The organism is Vibrio sp. MMH1-50, assembly GCF_022347645.1.
In the GTDB taxonomy this organism is placed as follows: Bacteria; Pseudomonadota; Gammaproteobacteria; order Enterobacterales; family Vibrionaceae; genus Vibrio; species Vibrio harveyi.
In genome coordinates this window covers 23,198-40,854 of sequence record NZ_JAKRGG010000006.1, presented here as the reverse complement: position 1 = coordinate 40,854, position 17,657 = coordinate 23,198, and the positions used below count along the sequence as shown (strand labels likewise).

The following is a 17,657-nucleotide window of genomic DNA, read 5'->3' as shown; positions in this document are numbered from 1 at the left end:
TTAGCTCATTCGCTTTTGATTAAGTACTCAGATTATTGACGAGCCATGCGATTATTGTGCGCTGGCTTGTCTTGTTCCGTTGAGCGGTAAGGGTTGATATCCAAACCACCACGACGCGTGTAACGTGCGAATACGGTTAGTTTCGTTGGTTGGCAGTACTTCATCAAGTCAGTGAAGATACGTTCAACACATTGCTCGTGGAACTCATTGTGTTCACGGAATGAAACTAAGTAGCGAAGCAGCTTCTCACGATCAAGCTTAGCGCCTTGGTAGCGAATTTCTACGCTGCCCCAATCTGGCTGGTTGGTGATCAAACAGTTTGATTTTAGTAAATGGCTGTGAAGTACTTCTTCCACTTGCTCGTTACCTGCAGCGCCGTCTAGAAGCGCTGCATCAAAGTCGTAGCTAGTGATTTCGATGTCTTGATCGTCAATGCATTCACCTTCCATCGTGACAATAGGTTGGTTGGTGTAGTGACTAACTGGATTCACTTCCACAAGTACTTTCTCGCCAGCGCATGCTGATAAATCTTGCGCTAAACGCTCAGTGACTTCTTCCCAAGTAGCAAAACGCGTTTGGTTGTAGCTGTTTAGGTACAACTTGAACGACTTTGACTCAATTAAGTTTGCGCTGGTTGCTGGGATGTAGACTTCGCCAACGGCAACTTGAGGCAAGCCTTTACTGTTTAGCCAAGATAGCTCGTACAGCGTCCAAATATCGTGACCCATAAACGGTAGGCTGTCGCCAAGTTCAAGGTCATCACGGTTTAGGCTGCGAGGTACAGGTTGCAGCAAGCTTGCGTCGTATTGATTTGCGTACTCGGTCTTTTTACCCAGAGTTAGGCCAGCAAGCTCTTTAGCGTCAGAATATTTGCTCATACTTTGTGGTCATTTTCGATTAGAATGGCGAGAATTTTACTGAATCCGCTGATTAATTGCCATCCGGCAGACACCGCGACCTGATAAAAACTAACCAGGAGACCTTCATGACCCAAACCGTTACTCAGGCTCTACAGGACTTTAGCCTGCGCTACCAACAAGCTTGGCAAGACGAGCATAACGAACTGCCACGCAGTGAAGAGCTTGCTGATCTTGTTTCTCCATGTGTAGAAGAGAAACGCGACGGGGCCGTATTGTGGAAAGCATTCCCACGTGAAGAAATGGCGGATTTCACTAACGTTGAGAACGCAATTGAGCTGACGCTGCATGAAGACATCAAAACCTTTTACGGTTCTCAGTACAGCGCTGATATGGACGCAACTTGGCAAGGTAACGAACTGACGTTGCTGCAAGTATGGAGTGATGATGACTTTACTCGTCTGCAAGAAAATATTCTTGGTCATCTAGTCACTCAGCGCCGTCTAAAACTAAAGCCGACGGTATTTATCGCAGCGACAGATGCAGAGTTGGATGTTATTTCTATCTGTAACTTAACCGGTAATGTGATTCTTGAGCGCTTAGGCTCAGACAAACGCGACGTACTGGCTGAGACGCTCACCGAGTTTCTAAGCAAACTAGAGGCTGCAGTGTAAGCATGTACGTTGTTGAGTTGCAGTTTGAGTGTTTTGATAACACTACCGTAAGCGCGGTTGATAAAGCGATTAATGGTCTGATGGACGCATTGCGCTACAACGGTCAGGTGCTTGGTCGTGAGTTTCCTATCGTGATGGGTGATGGCGAGTTTTATGTTCGCGTGGTTTGCCCAGAGCAAAACAGTTTGCACCCTCGTTACCATTCTGATTTCGTCAAAGTGTGCATGAATCGTTTGTCGGAAGCCTCGTTGCTTGCGCCGAAAATGCGCATGTTGGGTCGTGATTTGAACTCAGAAGAAGCGGCGGAAGAAGAGACGCCTAGCTGGCAAGTGCTGTACACCACGTACGTTCATACTTGTTCTCCACTGCGCAGCGGCGAGACACTGTTACCAATTCCGCTTTACCGTAATGGTGCTACGTTGAATGGTGACCACAAAGCGGTGGTGAAATGGCAAACCGAATGGCAAGCGTGTGATGAAATCCAAATGGCAGGTGGCTGTCGTGCTGAACACGCTGCGCTGCATGAAATTTGCGACGCTGACAGTGTGCTGTTCCGTCGAGGTTGGGATTTGCGTGGTCGTATTGAATACATCACCAAGATCCCGACTTATTACTACCAATACCGAGTTGGTGGTGAGTCACTGGAAGCGGAAAAAGCGCGCAAGTGTCCCAAATGTGGTGGTGACTGGTTACTAGACGAACCGCTACACGACATCTTCTACTTTAAGTGTGACGATTGCCGAATTGTCTCCAATATCTCTTGGGATCACATCAAGTAGTCTATTTTTAAAAAGCTGGCGTCTATGCCAGCTTTTTTCTATCGCTATAAATGAATCAGGGTTGATTGGTAAAATTTTTTATTATTTATTTTATCAATACATTGATTCGAAAAGCATTTTCATTGACCATTTCTCTCATCCCCTTGATTGTGATCTTTGTTCATGTTCAAAGAAAAATGTAACTTAGTTGCATGGTTTATAAGCATTGAAACGTTTGCTTCTCAAAAATTTCAAATAATATCCATATCCTTTTTGAGGTTTTGGGAAGAGGGCCCCTTCCGAAAATATATATAAAAAAATAATCTGGAAGGAATTGAGATGACTTTATTTAAACGAAGCCTAATCTGTATTGCAGTTGTCGGCTTGATGGCTGGTTGTAACGATGATGAAACCAAATACGTAGAGGTACCATCAGATTACAGTCCAGTGGTCGCAGAGGGTAAAACGCTAACTAACACACCTGACGTCGTCGTCAAAGGTGAAGCAACGCAAGCTGACGAAGTCACTATTGCTATCGCGGCGACATCGGATTTACATGGTCGCTTGTTTGGTTTTGACTATGCGCTAAATGCCGTAGACGATGACGCTGGTATTACCCGCATCGCAACCTTGCTTGCTGGCCAAAAAGCGGCACATCCAAATATGATCCTGATTGATATCGGTGATACGGTTCAGGGCAACTCCGCGCAGTTATTCAACGATGACCCAACTCACCCTGTGGTTGAGAGCATGAACTCTCTTGGCTTTGATGTTTGGGTACCAGGCAACCATGAATTTAACTTTGAGCGTTCGTTTGTCGATCGCAACCTCGATCATTTTAATGGTGCGGTCCTGTCTTCTAACATCAAGTGGGAAAGTAACGATGTGAACTACATTCGCGCGTTCCAAATGTTTGAAGTGGAAGGTGTGAAAGTGGCGATCGTTGGTCTAACGCCATCGAACGTGCCGAACTGGGAAGCCTCAGCTCCGGATCACTTCAAAGGTTTGAAGTTTGAGAACGAATTGGACGCAACCAAAGAAGCGGTTGATCAACTGGTGTCTAAGTACAATCCAGATGTGATCGTGGGTGCGCTTCACCTTGGTCGCCAAGAAGACGGTGGTGTGGGCGTTTATGAAATTGCGTCTGCAATGGCGGATAAATTCGACGTTATTCTAGCGGGTCACGAACACGCGAACTACATCGAGCAAGTGAATGCGGACGGCACAGTCACACCAATCAGCAAATCAACATCAGAAATCGGCGGCGAAAATACGTTGATTGAAGATAAAGCCAAGTCTGGCGAATACACTCAAGATAACCGAGCACAAAGCGTGAAAATCATTGAGCCAGGTAAGTGGGGTGCTTACCTTGCCAAAGCTGAGATTCAACTGAAGAAAGTCGATGGTAAGTGGACAATGGAAGATACCACGTTAACCAACATCGGCACGAAGAAGGTCAAAGAAGAGCAGGCTCTACAAGCGAAATTCCAATACGTGCATGATATTTCGGTTGAAGACGCGACGCGCGAGCTTGGTCGTGTAACGGGCAACTTCACACCAAGCGCAACAGGCTTCCCAGATGAAGCGACCGCGACGGATTACAACTACACCGCAGAGCGTCTGTACTCGACGATTCACCTTGCGAAAGTGGTTGATACACCATTGATGGATGTGATTAACCAAATCCAAATACAGCAAATCGAAGCGGCGATGGGTAAAGGTAACGGCGCGATAGTCTCTGCAGCATCTCTGTTCTCTGATCAATCTAACTTAATAGACAACGAAGTGTACACCAAAGGTAAGTCGACTAACTTGTATAAATACGACAACACCTTGCTTGGTGTGGAGATGACAGGTGCCAACCTAAAACGCTTCATCGAATGGTCTTACTCTTACTTCAACCAATACCAACCGGGTGACATTACCGTTTCGTTCAAGAAAGGCGCTCCTGCTTACCTATACGACCAATTTGATGGTGATATCGAATTTACTGTGGATCTGAGTAAGCCGTCTCTTGAGTTGGATGAAAACAATACAGTGACGAATGAAGGCAGCCGCGTCAACATCATTAGCATTGGCGGTGAACAGTTCGATCCTAATGCAACTTACAAAGTGGCAATGAACAGCTACCGCTTTGGTTCGCAAATCCAGAAGTTTGGTTGGGCGAGCAAAGATGACGTGTTCTACGACTCAGTGAATGAGCCGGTATACGCAATCCGCGATATGTTGACGGCTTATGTTGAGAAGAACAAAGGCATCAACGTGGCAGATTTTAATGGCAACGTTGGTAACTGGTCGTTCACGCAATACCTGCCAAGTGGTGAAATTACGACACTAAGAGAAGGTAAAGGCAAGGCGCTGTGGGATCAATTGAAGAACATGGAAATCTGTGTCTCGATTGATTTGGAAAACCCAAAATACCCTGCAATTGTTAAGTCTGTGAACATCAATGATTCGTCTAGTTATGTTGATAATCCTAACAAAGACGCGGCGACGCTTGATGAGAAAGTCGCAGGTTGTAACCCAACTCATTAATCCTGCATATGGGCGCGGTAAGTATTACCGCGCCTAATTTTACTCGCTTGAGGTAAAGACTGTTTGAGTGAGTGATGTAGAAGAGCGCTTCATGATCAAAAGAATTTATAACCGATGGGGTTTTACCCTACTGATTACCCTTATTTCCACGCTTATCTTTCAGTTTTCGTCGTCGTGGAGTGAAGATTTCCGTCCTAAATCTCGTCAGCAACAAGAGTTTGTTGAAGCGACCGTCACTCGTTCGATTTCAAACCATGTTGCGCCTGATCCGCTTGTGCCGGATGTGATGACTGGTAAGCAAGTCTTCATGGCAAAAATCCTTGAGGGAGAGAGCAAAGGTTTAGAGGTGGAAGTCACCAACCCTCTTAGTCGCCAGCACAATGTGTACGTTGGTGAAGGCGATACTTTCATTATGATGATCCGCGAAACCACCAATGGCACCGTTTATTGGGCGTATAACCACAAACGCTCAGACGCGATTTACCTGATGCTTGTGCTGTTCTGTGCGCTGTTACTGAGCTTTGGCAAGAAAGAGGGCATCAATTCCATGGTCGCGCTCTATTTTACTGCGGCATTGATCGTTGGCGTGTTGGTGCCGAGTATTTTTGCGGGTTGGAATCCGATGTTGGTCAGCATCTTATTGATGGTGGTGATCATTGTAGTCAGCTTTATTCTCGTCTCTGGCTATAACCGTAAGAGTTTATGTGCCATGGGCGGCACATTATTGGGTGTGATCGCCGCGGGTGTAATGGCGCAGTGGTTCGGTGAAATGGCGCACTTGTCGGGCATTTACCTCGACAAGGGCGAAGACGTGATTTACCTAACGTCGGTAAAGATGGGCATCCGTTGGTTGATGTTCGTGACGATTGTCGTTGCTGCACTTGGCGCTGTTATGGACGTTGCGATTTCGATTGCATCGGCGTATGCGGAGCTGCAACAAACCGACCCGAAACTCAAACCAAAGCAGTTGGTTAGAGCGTCGATGAACATTGGTCGAGACATCATGGGCACCATGACTAACACCTTGATTTTGGCGTTTGCTGGTGGCTCATTGACGACTATCATGATGGTGTGGGGTCTTAACATGCCAGCGAGCCAGTTTATGAATATGCCGCTGGTGGGACTTGCAGTGGTGAATGCGTTAGCGGGCAGTGTAGGCATTGTGCTTACTATCCCGTTTACTGCGTTTTTAGCGCCTTATGTGTTTAAACATCCGCAAGTGGATACGCAGCAAGAACAGGAGCAAAAGAAGCTTGAGCAAGACGAAGTTCAGCTGTTCTAGCGATATAAAACCGCAATGAAAACAAATGCAAAAAGGGCGCTCCGATGAGCGCCCTTTTTAAGTTTCAAGTGTTGTAGAAAGAGGGGATTACCAACCTTTCACTACACCACCTTTGAAGATGTCTTTCGCTGCTTCGTAAACTTCATCTGTTTGGTATGCTTTCACGAAGTTTTGTACGTTAGCTGCTTGAACGTTGTCTTCACGAGCAACGATAAGGTTTACGTATGGAGACTCTTTGTCTTCTACGAAGATACCGTCACGCTCAGGTGTTAGGTCAATTGAACTTGCGTAAGTTGTGTTGATGATAGAAACCGCAACGTCATCAAGAGAACGTGGAAGCTGTGCTGCGTCTAGTTCAACGATAGTGATGTTTTTCGGGTTACCTACGATGTCACGTACTGTTGCCAGGAGACCAACGCCATCGCGCAGTTCGATCAGACCTTGTTGCTCAAGAAGTAGAAGAGAACGACCTAGGTTAGTTGGATCGTTTGGAACCGCGATGCGAGCACCATCTTCGATTTCATCCACTGATTTCACTTGCTTAGAGTAACCAGCGATAGGGTATACGAAAGAGTTGCCTGCAGTTACTAGCTTGTAGCCACGATCTTTTACTTGCTGATCTAGGTATGGCTTGTGTTGGAACGCGTTTGCGTCGATTGAGCCATCATCTAGTGCTGCGTTTGGTGTTACGTAATCGGTAAAGGTAACCAACTCAACATCCAGGTTATATTTCTCTTTAGCAACTTTTGCTGCAACTTCCGCAACTTGAGCTTCAGCACCTGCCATTACGCCAACTTTTACTTTGTTCACGTCAACTTCTTTGTCACCACAACCAGCAAGAACCAGTGCAGAAGCGGCAGTTGCAACAGTCAAAAGACTCTTAAGGCTAAATTTCATCGTTATCTCCTTATAATTGGTATTTTCAATTCTTATCTGTGGTCTACACGGCGTACGATTGCATCACCGATAGACTGAATAATTTGTACTAGAACAATCAGCATCACGACCGTTACTGCCATGATGACTACGTCGTAACGGTGGAAGCCATAACGGATAGCTACGTCACCAAGACCGCCGCCGCCTACCGTACCCGCCATTGCTGAGTAGCTTACAAGTGTTACTAGGGTAATCGTTACTGAGTTAACAATAGTCGGCATTGCTTCAGGAAGCAGAACTTTTGTGATGATTTGTGTTGGTGTTGCGCCCATAGATTGTGCAGCCTCAACCAAACCTGATGGTACTTCCAGCAGTGCACCTTCAATGAGACGCGCCACAAATGGGATTGCACCGATAGTCAAAGGAACAATCGCTGCTGTTGTACCGATAAAGGTGCCAACCAACAGTTTGGTTACTGGAATAATCGCAACCATCAGCACTAGGAAAGGAACCGAGCGACCAATGTTAACGATGGCGCCAAGCACGCGATTAAGTTTAGTGTTCTCCAGCAAGCCACCTTTTTTAGTGGTGTGCAAAATTACGCCTAGTGGAATACCAACAGCAAAACCAACGATGCCAGCAACCGCAACCATGTATAGGGTTTCCCATGTTGCGCCCAAAAGTAGGTTGCTGTTTAGGCTCAGCCATTCAGAAATCGTATTAAAGGACATAGCCAAGTACCTCTACTTTCACGTTGTGCTCACGCAGGAACTCAATCGCTGCGTTATCGTCTTCTTCGTTACCAAACAGCTCTGCGACCATCATGCCGAACTTCACGCCGCCAGCGTAATCCAGATCAGAGCTTAGAATGCTCACGTCGATGTTGTACTTACGAGCGATCTGCGTCATCAGAGGGGCATCCACGGTTGCGCCAGTAAATTCTAAGCGAATCAATGGGTAGCTGCTTTCTACGCGCGTAGTTTGTAAGCGTGCTTGGTAATCTTCTGGGATAGAAAGATCCAAAGTAGAGCGAATGAACTCATGCGCCAGTGCAGTCTTCGGATGCGCGAAGATTTCACCAACGGTGCCTTTTTCCACTAGCTCACCATCACCGATGATCGCCACTTCGTGACAGATGCTCTTAACCACTTCCATTTCGTGAGTGATCAGAAGAATGGTGATTTCGAGCTTGCGGTTGATTTCTTTTAGTAGTTCTAAGATGGACTGAGTCGTTGCTGGATCCAGCGCACTGGTTGCTTCGTCACACAGCAGAACGCTAGGGTCTGATGCCAGTGCACGAGCAATCGCCACGCGTTGCTTCTGACCACCACTTAGGTTTGCTGGGTAGCTTTCATGCTTGTCTGAAAGACCAACGAGTTTAAGTAGCTCAGTCACTTTTGTTGTGATTTGTGCTTTGTCTTTGCCTGCTAGCTCAAGAGGGAGTGCGACATTGTCGAAAACGGTGCGAGACGACAGCAGGTTAAAGTGTTGGAAGATCATCCCGATGTTACGGCGAGTTTCTCCCAATTGCTTTTTGCTTAATTTGGTTAGATCAACGCCATCTACGATGATGGAACCCGATGTCGGGGCTTCCAGCATGTTCACACAGCGGATTAGGGTACTTTTACCCGCGCCCGATGAGCCAATAACACCGAAGATGGTGCCCTTCGCGATATCTAGATTAATGTCCTTAAGGGCAAGAATTTCCTTACTGCCTTGGTAGAACACTTTATTGACGTTTTTTATTTCTATCATGTTTCAACCTGCAAAGAGATACTGGGAACTTCGCTGTTAAAAACGGCTTTTAACAGGAGTAAATTTTGAACTCTATCTCAATTCTCAGTTGATGCTATGGGTTAAGTAGTATTAAGTCAATAGATATTTTTACGTCTAGACGTCTAAATGTATGGATGTTCTGTTGGGAAAGGAAAACAGAGAATGTTTGGCGGAAGGGCATATATAAGAGGGATACTCAAGATTTACCGATTCTCGGGCGACAAATCAACTGTTTTGTCGCCCACTCACACCAATTAGATAGTGTGAGTGCTTATAAGGTATGTAATAATCTGATAAAACCGAGTAAATAGAGAAATACGTTTTGGCAAAACCTGCTGTTTTTATCGACCGTGACGGCGTGATCAACGTTGACCACGGCTACGTTCATGACGAACATGATTTTGAGTACATTGACGGTGTCTTTGAAGCGACAAAAGCGCTGAAAGATAAAGGCTACCTGCTGGTGCTTGTGACCAATCAATCTGGCATTGCACGTGGTAAATTCAGCGAAGACCGTTTCTTGTCTCTGACTCAATGGATGGACTGGAACTTCGCTGATAATGGCGTTGAGTTCGACGGCATCTACTACTGCCCGCATCATCCGGAGCATGGCATTGGCGAGTACAAGCAAGATTGTGATTGTCGTAAGCCAAAACCAGGTATGTTTATTTCTGCGCGTGACTTCTTGAAGATCGACATGGAGAAATCTGTGATGATCGGCGACAAAGCCGAAGACATGATGGCAGCAGAAGCGGCAGGCGTTGGCACTAAGATTTTGGTTCGCACTGGTAAGCCAGTAACAGAACAAGGCGAAGCGATTGCAACGGTAGTATTAGATAGCATTGCAGACGTGCCTGCGTACCTAAACAAGTAATCTTCATTACTGACTGAGATAAGGGAAGCCGCTGCTTCCCTTTTGTTTGATTCCTTCTTTTAGTCTGAACACTTATGAGCAAAAAACTCACCATTCTTGATATCGCGAAACTGGCTGGCGTAGGCAAGTCGACGGTCAGTCGTGTGCTTACCAATGATCCCAAGGTAAAACCGCAAACGCGTGAGAAGGTAGAGCAAATCATTCGTGAATCAGGTTATGTGCCCTCAAAATCGGCTCAGTCGATGCGTGGCGGCAGCCAAAAGGTGATCGGTGTGATCATCTCTCGTCTGGATTCACCATCAGAAAACCGCGCTGTTGGGACCATGCTCAACGCTTTGTACTCAGCCGGATACGATGTCGTGATCATGGAGAGCCAGTTCGATCGTGATAAAACCAATGAGCATTTGGATGTGCTTAAACGTCGCAATGTCGATGGGGTGATCGTGTTTGGCTTTACTGGATGTGATGAGCAAGCGTTAGCGGAGTGGGGCAATCGCATTGTCGTGATCGCGATGGACACACAAATGGTTTCCTCGATCAACTACGACAACCAAGGCGTTATCGATATGGCGCTCTCCCACCTGGAACAACAATCTATTTCTCGTATTGCCTACATTGGTGTTGATCCAGAAGACCGCACTACAGGTCTCGCTCGCCTAAATGCTTACCAAGCTTGGTGTGAGAAAAAGCGCATCGAACCATGTTTTAAAACTGGCAAGCTTAGCCACGAAAGTGCGTATCAGCTGGTGGATCACGTTCTTCAATCCGATACACAAGCCATTGTTTGTGCCAGTGATACCATCGCTCTAGGTGTGATTAAACGTCTGCAAGAAGTGGGACGTGAAGATGTGGTGGTTACCGGTGTCGGTGGTAACGAATTGCTTTCTTTTCTCTTCCCGAAGGTCTTTAGCGTGGATCCAGGCTACGCTCATGCTGGTGAAAAAGCCGCTAACATGCTGATAAATCAATTAAATGGTGATGAGTCTGTGGTGCATTTTACCCAGCAACCTATCCGTCATTAATCCTCCTTTCGATGATCTGCTCTAAAATTATACTGTGATCATTCTCAATTTATGGGACTGTTCCCATTTTGTTTTTGAATGCGAGATGGCACTATTAAAATCATCAAATGGGAATGTTCCCATTATAAAAATAAAACGATGAATTGAATGTATCCAATACAGGGTGGACAAAGTTATGAGTAAGATTGCGCGTCAAGATGTACAGCGTCTTATTGAGCTGGTCGGGGGATCGGACAATATTGCCAGTGTAAGCCACTGCTTAACTCGCTTGCGTTTCGTGTTGAATGACACTGACAAAGCCGATACAAAACAGTTAGATGCACTGCCTATGGTGAAGGGCTGCTTTACCAATGCCGGTCAATTTCAGGTCGTTATCGGCACTGAAGTTGATGAGGTTTACAAAGTACTGATCGAGCTTAGCGGCAAAAGTGAATCGAGCAAAGATGAATCTAAGAACGCTGCTCGTCAAAATATGAACATCGTTGAGCGTGGTATTTCCCACCTTGCTGAAATCTTTGTACCACTGCTACCAGCGATCATCACCGGTGGTTTGATTCTTGGTTTCCGTAACGTGATTGGCGACATCAAGATGTTTGATGGTCAAACGCTAACGGAAATCAGCCAGTTTTGGGCAACGGTACACTCTTTCCTATGGCTAATTGGTGAGGCGATCTTCTTCTTCCTACCGGTGGGCGTGTGTTGGTCGACAGTGAAAAAGCTTGGCGGTACTCCGATTCTGGGTATCACATTGGGCGTGACGCTGGTTTCGCCACAGTTAATGAATGCCTATTTAATTGGTAAGCAAGTGCCTGAAGTATGGGACTTTGGCTTATTCGCCATCGAGAAAGTAGGCTATCAAGCGCAAGTGATTCCAGCGATGCTTGCTGGTATGGCTCTGGCGTTTATTGAAACCAACTTAAAACGCATCATTCCTTCTTACCTCTACCTAGTGGTCGTGCCGTTTGTTTCTATCATCGTGTCTGTGATTCTTGCGCACTCTATCATTGGTCCATTTGGTCGTATGTTGGGTGACGGCGTTGCTTTCGCAGCAAAAGCAGCCATGACGGGTGACTTCGCAATGATTGGCTCAACCATCTTCGGTTTCCTATATGCGCCATTGGTAATTACCGGTATTCACCACACCACCAACGCGGTTGATCTTCAACTGATGCAAGAGCTAGGTGGCACGCCAATTTGGCCTTTGATTGCACTTTCAAATATTGCTCAAGCGTCTGCAGTAGTCGGCATCATTATCATCAGTAAAAAACACGGTGAGCGTGATATCTCGGTGCCTGCGGCTATCTCTGCTTACCTTGGTGTGACTGAGCCAGCGATGTACGGCATCAACTTGAAATACAAATTCCCAATGCTGAGCGCGATGATCGGTAGTGCGATTGCCGCTGCTATCTGTGGTAGTGCAGGTGTGATGGCGAACGGCATCGGTGTGGGCGGTTTGCCGGGCATCTTGTCTATCCAACCGCAGTTCTGGGGCGTATTTGCTCTGGCGATGTTGGTGGCGATTGTCGTCCCAGTAGCGCTGACGCTTGTGTTGTATAAGCGCGCACAGATGAAAGGCGAGTTAGAAACCGCTAACGCGTAATTCAAACTGAGGCCGCGATTTGGCTGCCTCGTTTATCTCCTCTATTTTTTTAAGATTTTTAAGTTTCCGTTTAATGGTAAGTGAGCGTTAGAAATGGCAATGACCAAGCATGATGAGAGCTGGTGGAAAACCGCAACCATCTACCAAATTTACCCAAAAAGCTTTTGTGACAGTGGAAGTAAAGGCACGGGCGATATTAAAGGGATCATTTCTAAGCTGGATTATCTAAAACACCTTGGTGTGGATGCGATTTGGCTGACGCCGGTTTATCAATCACCAATGATCGACAACGGTTATGACATTTCCGATTACTATGCGATCAACCCAGATTTCGGCACTATGCAAGATTTCGATACCCTGTTGGCTGAGGCTCACCAGCTGGGTATTCGAATCATCATGGATATCGTGGTGAATCATACTTCGACAGAACACAAATGGTTCCAATCGGCATTGGGTGATAAAAACAGCCCATACCGTGATTACTACATCTGGAAAGATCCGGTTGATGGCGCAGAGCCAAACAACTGGCAATCTAAGTTTGGTGGCAACGCTTGGGCGTTGGATGAAAAAACGGGTCAGTACTATTTGCACCTTTTTGCTAAAGAGCAAGCGGACCTAAACTGGGAAAACCCGGTAGTGCGTGAAGAAGTGAAAGAAGTCATCAGCTTCTGGGCAGAAAAAGGTGTCGATGGTTTCCGTCTTGACGTTATCAACCTGATTTCCAAGCAGCAAGATTTCCCAAGTGATGATATTGGTGATGGTCGCCGTTTCTACACTGACGGTCCTCGTGTACATGAATACCTTCAAGAGATTAGTGAAGCCGTGTTCCAAAAATATGGCAGCGTGACGGTGGGTGAAATGTCTTCCACCACGCTAGAGCATTGTCAGCAGTATTCAGCGCAAGATGGTAAAGAGCTATCAATGGTGTTCAACTTCCACCACCTAAAAGTTGATTACCCAAATGGTGATAAGTGGACGAAAGCGCCGTTTGATTTCATCCAACTGAAACAGATCTTCAACCATTGGCAAACTGGCTTAAATGGCAAAGGGTGGGGCGCGCTATTTTGGTGTAACCACGACCAACCACGCGTTGTGAGCCGATTAGGTAACGACGAACAATACCGTGTTGAATCTGCCAAAATGCTTGCGGCATCGGTACACATGATGCAAGGCACACCTTATGTTTATCAAGGTGAAGAGATCGGCATGACCAACCCGGGCTACACCGAAATCAGCCAATATCGCGATGTTGAAAGCACTAACATGTACGAAATCATGGTTAATCGCGATGGTGTATCTCACGACGATATGATGGCGATTTTGGCGCAGAAGTCGCGTGATAATTCACGTACCCCAATGCAATGGAACAGCGCGAAACATGCGGGTTTTACTGAAGGCACGCCGTGGCTAGAGGTGGCTCAGAACTATTCTGCAATCAACGCGGAAGCGGCGATTGCTGATTTGAACTCGGTGTTCTACTTCTACAAACGTCTGATTGAACTGCGTAAACAGGTTCAAGTAATCACTGATGGTCGTTACGAGGACTTGCTGCCAGAGCACAAACGTATTTTTGCTTACGCACGTCAGAACGATAAGCAAACGCTGCTATGTATCAACAACTACTACGGTGAAGAAGTGGAGTGCGTACTACCAGATCGTTTTGATATGAGTAAAGCCAAGAACCTGCTTTCCAACTATCAAAATGCGACCAGCGCGATTGCTTCTAGTCATCAGGTATTGCGTCCTTACGAAACTCGCATCTTGCTGATTGAAGAGTAAAAATTAAGCTTCCCCTAAGGATTTCGGTCCTAAACAAAAGGCTTTGGAGTGCTCCCCAAAGCCTTTGCTTTTTATCTAAATAAGATTTGATGGCTGAATTAAGCTTTTTCGATCTTATTCAAAGTTACTTTCGTTTCTCTCACTTGAATCTGTTCACTCTTTAGCAGTTCTACTTGCTCAATGAATCCTAGAGTTGGGTTAAACCAGCGTTCAGCAGAACTCTCAAACTCTTTTGAATCGATCAATTCCATACCGTCACATACAAGGTTATAAGTATTTTTCTCGGTTAGGTATGCCGCTTCAACCGATTTACCGGAGACATTAAACGTCTTACGGGCACCTGTTTCCCCAACTTGTTGGCTCCAAGTGGTTTTACACTGAGCGTTATCAGCTAACGCGTTTACCCAAGGATTATCATCAAAGGAATCAAGCATGCGTTTCACTTGCTCTCCTGGCAAATCTACGATTACAGATACAAGATGTTTGCTGATATTAATGTTTGGATCCTTCTCTTTCACCGTTGACCCCTCTAACCGAAATAGAGGACTGCTGTTCATCATCATGACGTTGGATAGAGAGTCAATGAGATAAAGGTCGGTAACTTCATGCAGCGCACCGTCAATACCAGCGAAGTAAATGGTATTACCTTCTTGCTCGCTACTGTCTAGGTAGAACTGTGTAATGCCGTTGTTTTCCAGAAGTTGGATAACGGGAATAAAAGGGTCATCTTGCTGGGTGTCGCGTAGTCGGTCGATGAGCTTTTGAACAGCCATTGGCTCAAAGCTTATCGTTATAGGTTCGCCCTGTTGACCGTCAGCAGAAGTGACGTAGTGAAGCTTTGTACTTGCTTCAGGTTTGAAAGATGAGTTTTGGATTGGGTAGTCGAAGCTTGATTGTGGACCTTTGCTTTCGCTTGTAGAACCAGAAGAAGAACCGCCCCCTCCACAGCCGTAAAGTGCGATCGTAGCTGCTGTGAGAAGTGTCATTTTTTTAAGCATGAGTTTACATTCCTAATTTTAGAAGGCTGATAAATCGAGCCGTTATTTGAATGTCGCCATGCTAAGTTTTGAGTGAGAAAAAGGGCAAAAAACAAAAACTAATAGAGTTAAATGAAAGCTTAATTTTATATTTAGGTCTTTGTTTTTTCTGGGTTAATATCTTCTTCGATATTGGTGCAGTATTCTTCAATTAATGCCTTCCAGCGCATCACAATTTCCTTTTCTTTAATACTGACACGCAACTTCTTCCAAGGCTGTAAGCAGGTTTCTTTCGATTCCGGCTGAGACAAACGACTGAATAACTCTTCAGAAGGCATAACACGTAAAAGAGCTACGAGCGATTCCATGTAATTTAAGCGGAACTGATCAAGTTTATTTTGCTTGTAGGCAATATGAGATACAAAAGTGTAAATCAGGGCATTCTGAATTAATGAGTCTCCCGCCGGTGTCGTCAATAAGGTTTTCGCCTTATCAAGATTGCCGAGTTTGTAATTGAGGATACCCATCCATAAGTTAAGCTCATCGGGTAAGGCATCGAACTCGGACTGTACTTGATAAAGAAACCCTTCGAGTTTGGTTTGATTTTGTTCGTACAACGCGAGATGGCGAGCTATCGTGATGGCAGTAAACTCATCCATGTTTTTAATACCATCCATTGAGAATTGCTCATCCAGTAGCATTTTCTTGTGTGCATCGGTTAACTGCCAATTGCTCTGAGAAGGTGCAGGCAAATTAAAGTATTGAGCGATATCTGCATGCATACGAAAGATATCTGATTGTAGATGGCTGATACGGAGCTCGTATTGATTACGAAACGCCAATTTGCCCGTCGCTGGGTAAATTAGGTTCATTTGTGCTTTGAGTCCCCCTTCTGTGGAGTCATCTTTTAGCTCAATGTTGAGCTGATAATCGCTGGTTTGCATGTTTCGTGCGCCAGGGAAATAAGGGGTTTCATTAATTGGATCGAGAAAGTAGCTCGGCGCATCTTGGTTAGCGATATCGGTATAAGGATACTCGACTTGTTGCTGCAGCAAGATCGCTTTCACTAGAGTTCGGTACTCACGAGCAGTGGTGCCTATAGCATCAACACGGTTCAGCAACAATTCTACTTTAGGGATTAAGAGTTGGTTTCGAGTTTGCTGAGTTGAAATGCCTTGCTGCTGCCACAGCGTCACCCCAAGCCCAATACTCATTAGCGCAAGTGCGGCGCATAAGCCATAAACAAGTTTGAATTTGTGAGACGCAGGGGCAAGGTTGCTCTTAGCAGGTTCTTTGGTTTGCTGAGCCTTCTGGGCTGGAGGTAGCAATTGAATATTGGCTGGATTAAGGAAGTAACCTTTACGTGGGTAGGTGACCAACAATTTGGCTGCATCGTGCTCCGGCAAGTGTTCTTGAAGCAAAGCTCTGAGTGTACTGATTCGGTTGGTTAGGACATTCTTTGAAATGAACTTACTTTGCCAAATGGTCTCGATGATAGTTTCAGCAGAGAGTGGGTGTCCAACACTGGTGAGCAACAGCTCCAGTAACTCGACGGTACGCGGCTCAAGATCGATACTGACTGCTTGTTTATGCAGAGTTTGAGTCTCTGGATTGTAGATAAGCTCGCCAATAGCAATCTGACTTTTGGTTTGTTTGGCTTGTTGTAGAAAGTCTCGCATACCATCATGAGTGATTAGTGAATGGCGAGATATTATATAGTCATTGGAGCGCAAAATCTTATAAATTGCGCTCCAATCATCATGGAAAGGCTATGAACCGTAGCTCACCGAATAGCGATGCGGTTTATGGTTCATCGCAAGCACGAGGTTCAGTGCGAAGGCTCCAAGTATCGACAACCCAATAACCCAAGGCGTGACGAAGAAGAAAGACGCAAACAAGATACATGCGTCAATTGCCATCTGGGATTTACCTACAGAAATACCGAACTTATCTTGGATGAATAAGCACAATACGTTAAAGCCGCCCAAGCTTGAACGATGACGGAATAGGATCAACATACCCAAGCCCATCAGCAAGCCACCCGCTACCGCGCAGTAAATTTCGTTGATTGATTCCAATGAAATCAGTAAATACAGGTGATCAGCAAAGATAGAAACCAAAGCGCCAGAAATTGCACTGTTAATGGCAAAGTGACGACCGAAGCGTTTCCATGCGAGCAAGTAAAAAGGACAGTTGGCTAAAAAGTAAAGCACACCAAACGTAAAAGGTGTAAATTGGCTAATAAGCAGAGCCAATCCGGTTGTGCCTCCGGTTAAGAGGTTCGCGGATTGGAGAAAGAAAACGCCTTGAGCTACCAAAAAGGTACCTGTAAGAATTGCCATCCAGTCTTCTTTTCTTGAGTGTTTTTCCATCTAATATGCAGTCGTTTGTGATAATTCGGGCGTGCATAGTAGTAAAAAGATGATCTTTTCGGTAGCTAGAGGGTAAAATTTGCGGTAAACCTATGTAATTGTTGTTTTACAGGGTGTAAAGCACAAAATTGACAGTCAGGGAATCATGGTTAAACGATTGCAACATCGTCATGATATTTCTTGCTTGTCACCATGAAAAAACTGCATGAGAAAAATTGTAAATTTCTCTTTATGACCTAGATCAAATTATGTAGAATGCGCGCCATTAGGTCGAC

General features: G+C 45.5%; 15 protein-coding genes. 8 read left to right on the top strand and 7 right to left on the bottom strand.

Annotation, left to right across the window (positions count from 1 at the left end):
- Positions 1–32: 32 nt before the first annotated feature.
- On the bottom strand, positions 33–878 hold the full coding sequence (gene queF, locus MHO32_RS06610; protein WP_005447565.1) for an NADPH-dependent 7-cyano-7-deazaguanine reductase QueF: 846 nt from the start codon (positions 876–878) through the stop codon (positions 33–35).
- 107 nt (positions 879–985) lie between these two features.
- Here queF and syd point away from each other — a divergent pair, with 107 nt between their 5' ends.
- The 4 genes from syd (at position 986) to MHO32_RS06590 (ending at position 6,106) form a co-directional block, all read left to right on the top strand.
- Positions 986–1,531, top strand: a complete 546-nt coding sequence (syd, locus tag MHO32_RS06605; RefSeq protein WP_005447560.1) for a SecY-interacting protein — start codon at positions 986–988, stop codon at positions 1,529–1,531.
- Positions 1,532–1,533: 2 nt separating this feature from the next.
- Positions 1,534–2,310 carry a Zn-ribbon-containing protein gene (locus MHO32_RS06600; protein ID WP_114092044.1) on the top strand — a complete coding sequence of 259 codons (777 nt, stop codon included), beginning with the start codon at positions 1,534–1,536 and terminating at the stop codon, positions 2,308–2,310.
- 318 nt (positions 2,311–2,628) lie between these two features.
- Positions 2,629–4,824, top strand: coding sequence for a bifunctional metallophosphatase/5'-nucleotidase (locus MHO32_RS06595; RefSeq protein WP_239210976.1), 2,196 nt, complete (start codon positions 2,629–2,631; stop codon positions 4,822–4,824).
- Positions 4,825–4,915: 91 nt separating this feature from the next.
- Positions 4,916–6,106, top strand: a complete 1,191-nt coding sequence (locus MHO32_RS06590) for a YibE/F family protein (protein WP_239210975.1) — start codon at positions 4,916–4,918, stop codon at positions 6,104–6,106.
- A gap of 87 nt (positions 6,107–6,193) precedes the next feature.
- Here MHO32_RS06590 and MHO32_RS06585 read toward each other — a convergent pair whose 3' ends face one another.
- The 3 genes from MHO32_RS06585 to metN are packed head-to-tail and all read right to left on the bottom strand — an operon-like array spanning position 6,194 to position 8,737.
- Entirely contained in the window at positions 6,194–7,003 is an 810-nt protein-coding gene (locus MHO32_RS06585; RefSeq protein ID WP_005447551.1) for a MetQ/NlpA family lipoprotein, read from the bottom strand.
- A 32-nt stretch (positions 7,004–7,035) separates the two neighbouring features.
- On the bottom strand, positions 7,036–7,713 hold the full coding sequence (locus tag MHO32_RS06580) for a methionine ABC transporter permease (protein WP_005432672.1): 678 nt from the start codon (positions 7,711–7,713) through the stop codon (positions 7,036–7,038).
- On the bottom strand, positions 7,703–8,737 hold the full coding sequence (gene metN, locus MHO32_RS06575; protein WP_017188438.1) for a methionine ABC transporter ATP-binding protein MetN: 1,035 nt from the start codon (positions 8,735–8,737) through the stop codon (positions 7,703–7,705). The genes MHO32_RS06580 and metN overlap by 11 nt, the downstream gene beginning before the upstream one ends.
- A 343-nt stretch (positions 8,738–9,080) precedes the next feature.
- Here metN and gmhB point away from each other — a divergent pair, with 343 nt between their 5' ends.
- From gmhB to treC, 4 genes are all read left to right on the top strand, one after another.
- Complete coding sequence (gene gmhB / locus MHO32_RS06570) at positions 9,081–9,632, top strand: D-glycero-beta-D-manno-heptose 1,7-bisphosphate 7-phosphatase (protein WP_005447547.1); 552 nt, start codon at positions 9,081–9,083, stop codon at positions 9,630–9,632.
- 74 nt (positions 9,633–9,706) lie between these two features.
- Positions 9,707–10,654, top strand: coding sequence for a trehalose operon repressor TreR (treR, locus tag MHO32_RS06565; protein WP_239210974.1), 948 nt, complete (start codon positions 9,707–9,709; stop codon positions 10,652–10,654).
- A 175-nt stretch (positions 10,655–10,829) separates the two neighbouring features.
- Entirely contained in the window at positions 10,830–12,254 is a 1,425-nt protein-coding gene (gene treB / locus MHO32_RS06560) for a PTS trehalose transporter subunit IIBC (protein WP_005440120.1), read from the top strand.
- Between the two features lie 93 nt (positions 12,255–12,347).
- Complete coding sequence (gene treC / locus MHO32_RS06555; RefSeq protein ID WP_239210973.1) at positions 12,348–14,033, top strand: alpha,alpha-phosphotrehalase; 1,686 nt, start codon at positions 12,348–12,350, stop codon at positions 14,031–14,033.
- Between the two features lie 98 nt (positions 14,034–14,131).
- Here treC and MHO32_RS06550 read toward each other — a convergent pair whose 3' ends face one another.
- From MHO32_RS06550 to MHO32_RS06540, 3 genes are all read right to left on the bottom strand, one after another.
- Positions 14,132–15,031: a hypothetical protein gene (locus tag MHO32_RS06550; protein WP_239210972.1), complete on the bottom strand. Its 900-nt coding sequence runs from the start codon at positions 15,029–15,031 to the stop codon at positions 14,132–14,134.
- Positions 15,032–15,162: 131 nt separating this feature from the next.
- Positions 15,163–16,689: a winged helix-turn-helix domain-containing protein gene (locus MHO32_RS06545; RefSeq protein WP_045488645.1), complete on the bottom strand. Its 1,527-nt coding sequence runs from the start codon at positions 16,687–16,689 to the stop codon at positions 15,163–15,165.
- A gap of 90 nt (positions 16,690–16,779) precedes the next feature.
- Complete coding sequence (locus MHO32_RS06540; RefSeq protein ID WP_005447540.1) at positions 16,780–17,382, bottom strand: YitT family protein; 603 nt, start codon at positions 17,380–17,382, stop codon at positions 16,780–16,782.
- Positions 17,383–17,657: the final 275 nt, after the last annotated feature.

Coding starts and splice junctions, on each gene's coding strand:
- MHO32_RS06585 (WP_005447551.1), bottom strand. CDS start 7,003: ATGAAATTTAGCCTTAAGAGTCTTTTGACTGTTGCAACTGCCGCTTCT.
- treC (WP_239210973.1), top strand. CDS start 12,348: ATGGCAATGACCAAGCATGATGAGAGCTGGTGGAAAACCGCAACCATC.
- MHO32_RS06540 (WP_005447540.1), bottom strand. CDS start 17,382: ATGGAAAAACACTCAAGAAAAGAAGACTGGATGGCAATTCTTACAGGT.
- MHO32_RS06600 (WP_114092044.1), top strand. CDS start 1,534: ATGTACGTTGTTGAGTTGCAGTTTGAGTGTTTTGATAACACTACCGTA.
- queF (WP_005447565.1), bottom strand. CDS start 878: ATGAGCAAATATTCTGACGCTAAAGAGCTTGCTGGCCTAACTCTGGGT.
- MHO32_RS06590 (WP_239210975.1), top strand. CDS start 4,916: ATGATCAAAAGAATTTATAACCGATGGGGTTTTACCCTACTGATTACC.
- MHO32_RS06595 (WP_239210976.1), top strand. CDS start 2,629: ATGACTTTATTTAAACGAAGCCTAATCTGTATTGCAGTTGTCGGCTTG.
- MHO32_RS06580 (WP_005432672.1), bottom strand. CDS start 7,713: ATGTCCTTTAATACGATTTCTGAATGGCTGAGCCTAAACAGCAACCTA.
- treB (WP_005440120.1), top strand. CDS start 10,830: ATGAGTAAGATTGCGCGTCAAGATGTACAGCGTCTTATTGAGCTGGTC.
- MHO32_RS06545 (WP_045488645.1), bottom strand. CDS start 16,689: ATGCGAGACTTTCTACAACAAGCCAAACAAACCAAAAGTCAGATTGCT.
- MHO32_RS06550 (WP_239210972.1), bottom strand. CDS start 15,031: ATGCTTAAAAAAATGACACTTCTCACAGCAGCTACGATCGCACTTTAC.
- metN (WP_017188438.1), bottom strand. CDS start 8,737: ATGATAGAAATAAAAAACGTCAATAAAGTGTTCTACCAAGGCAGTAAG.
- syd (WP_005447560.1), top strand. CDS start 986: ATGACCCAAACCGTTACTCAGGCTCTACAGGACTTTAGCCTGCGCTAC.
- treR (WP_239210974.1), top strand. CDS start 9,707: ATGAGCAAAAAACTCACCATTCTTGATATCGCGAAACTGGCTGGCGTA.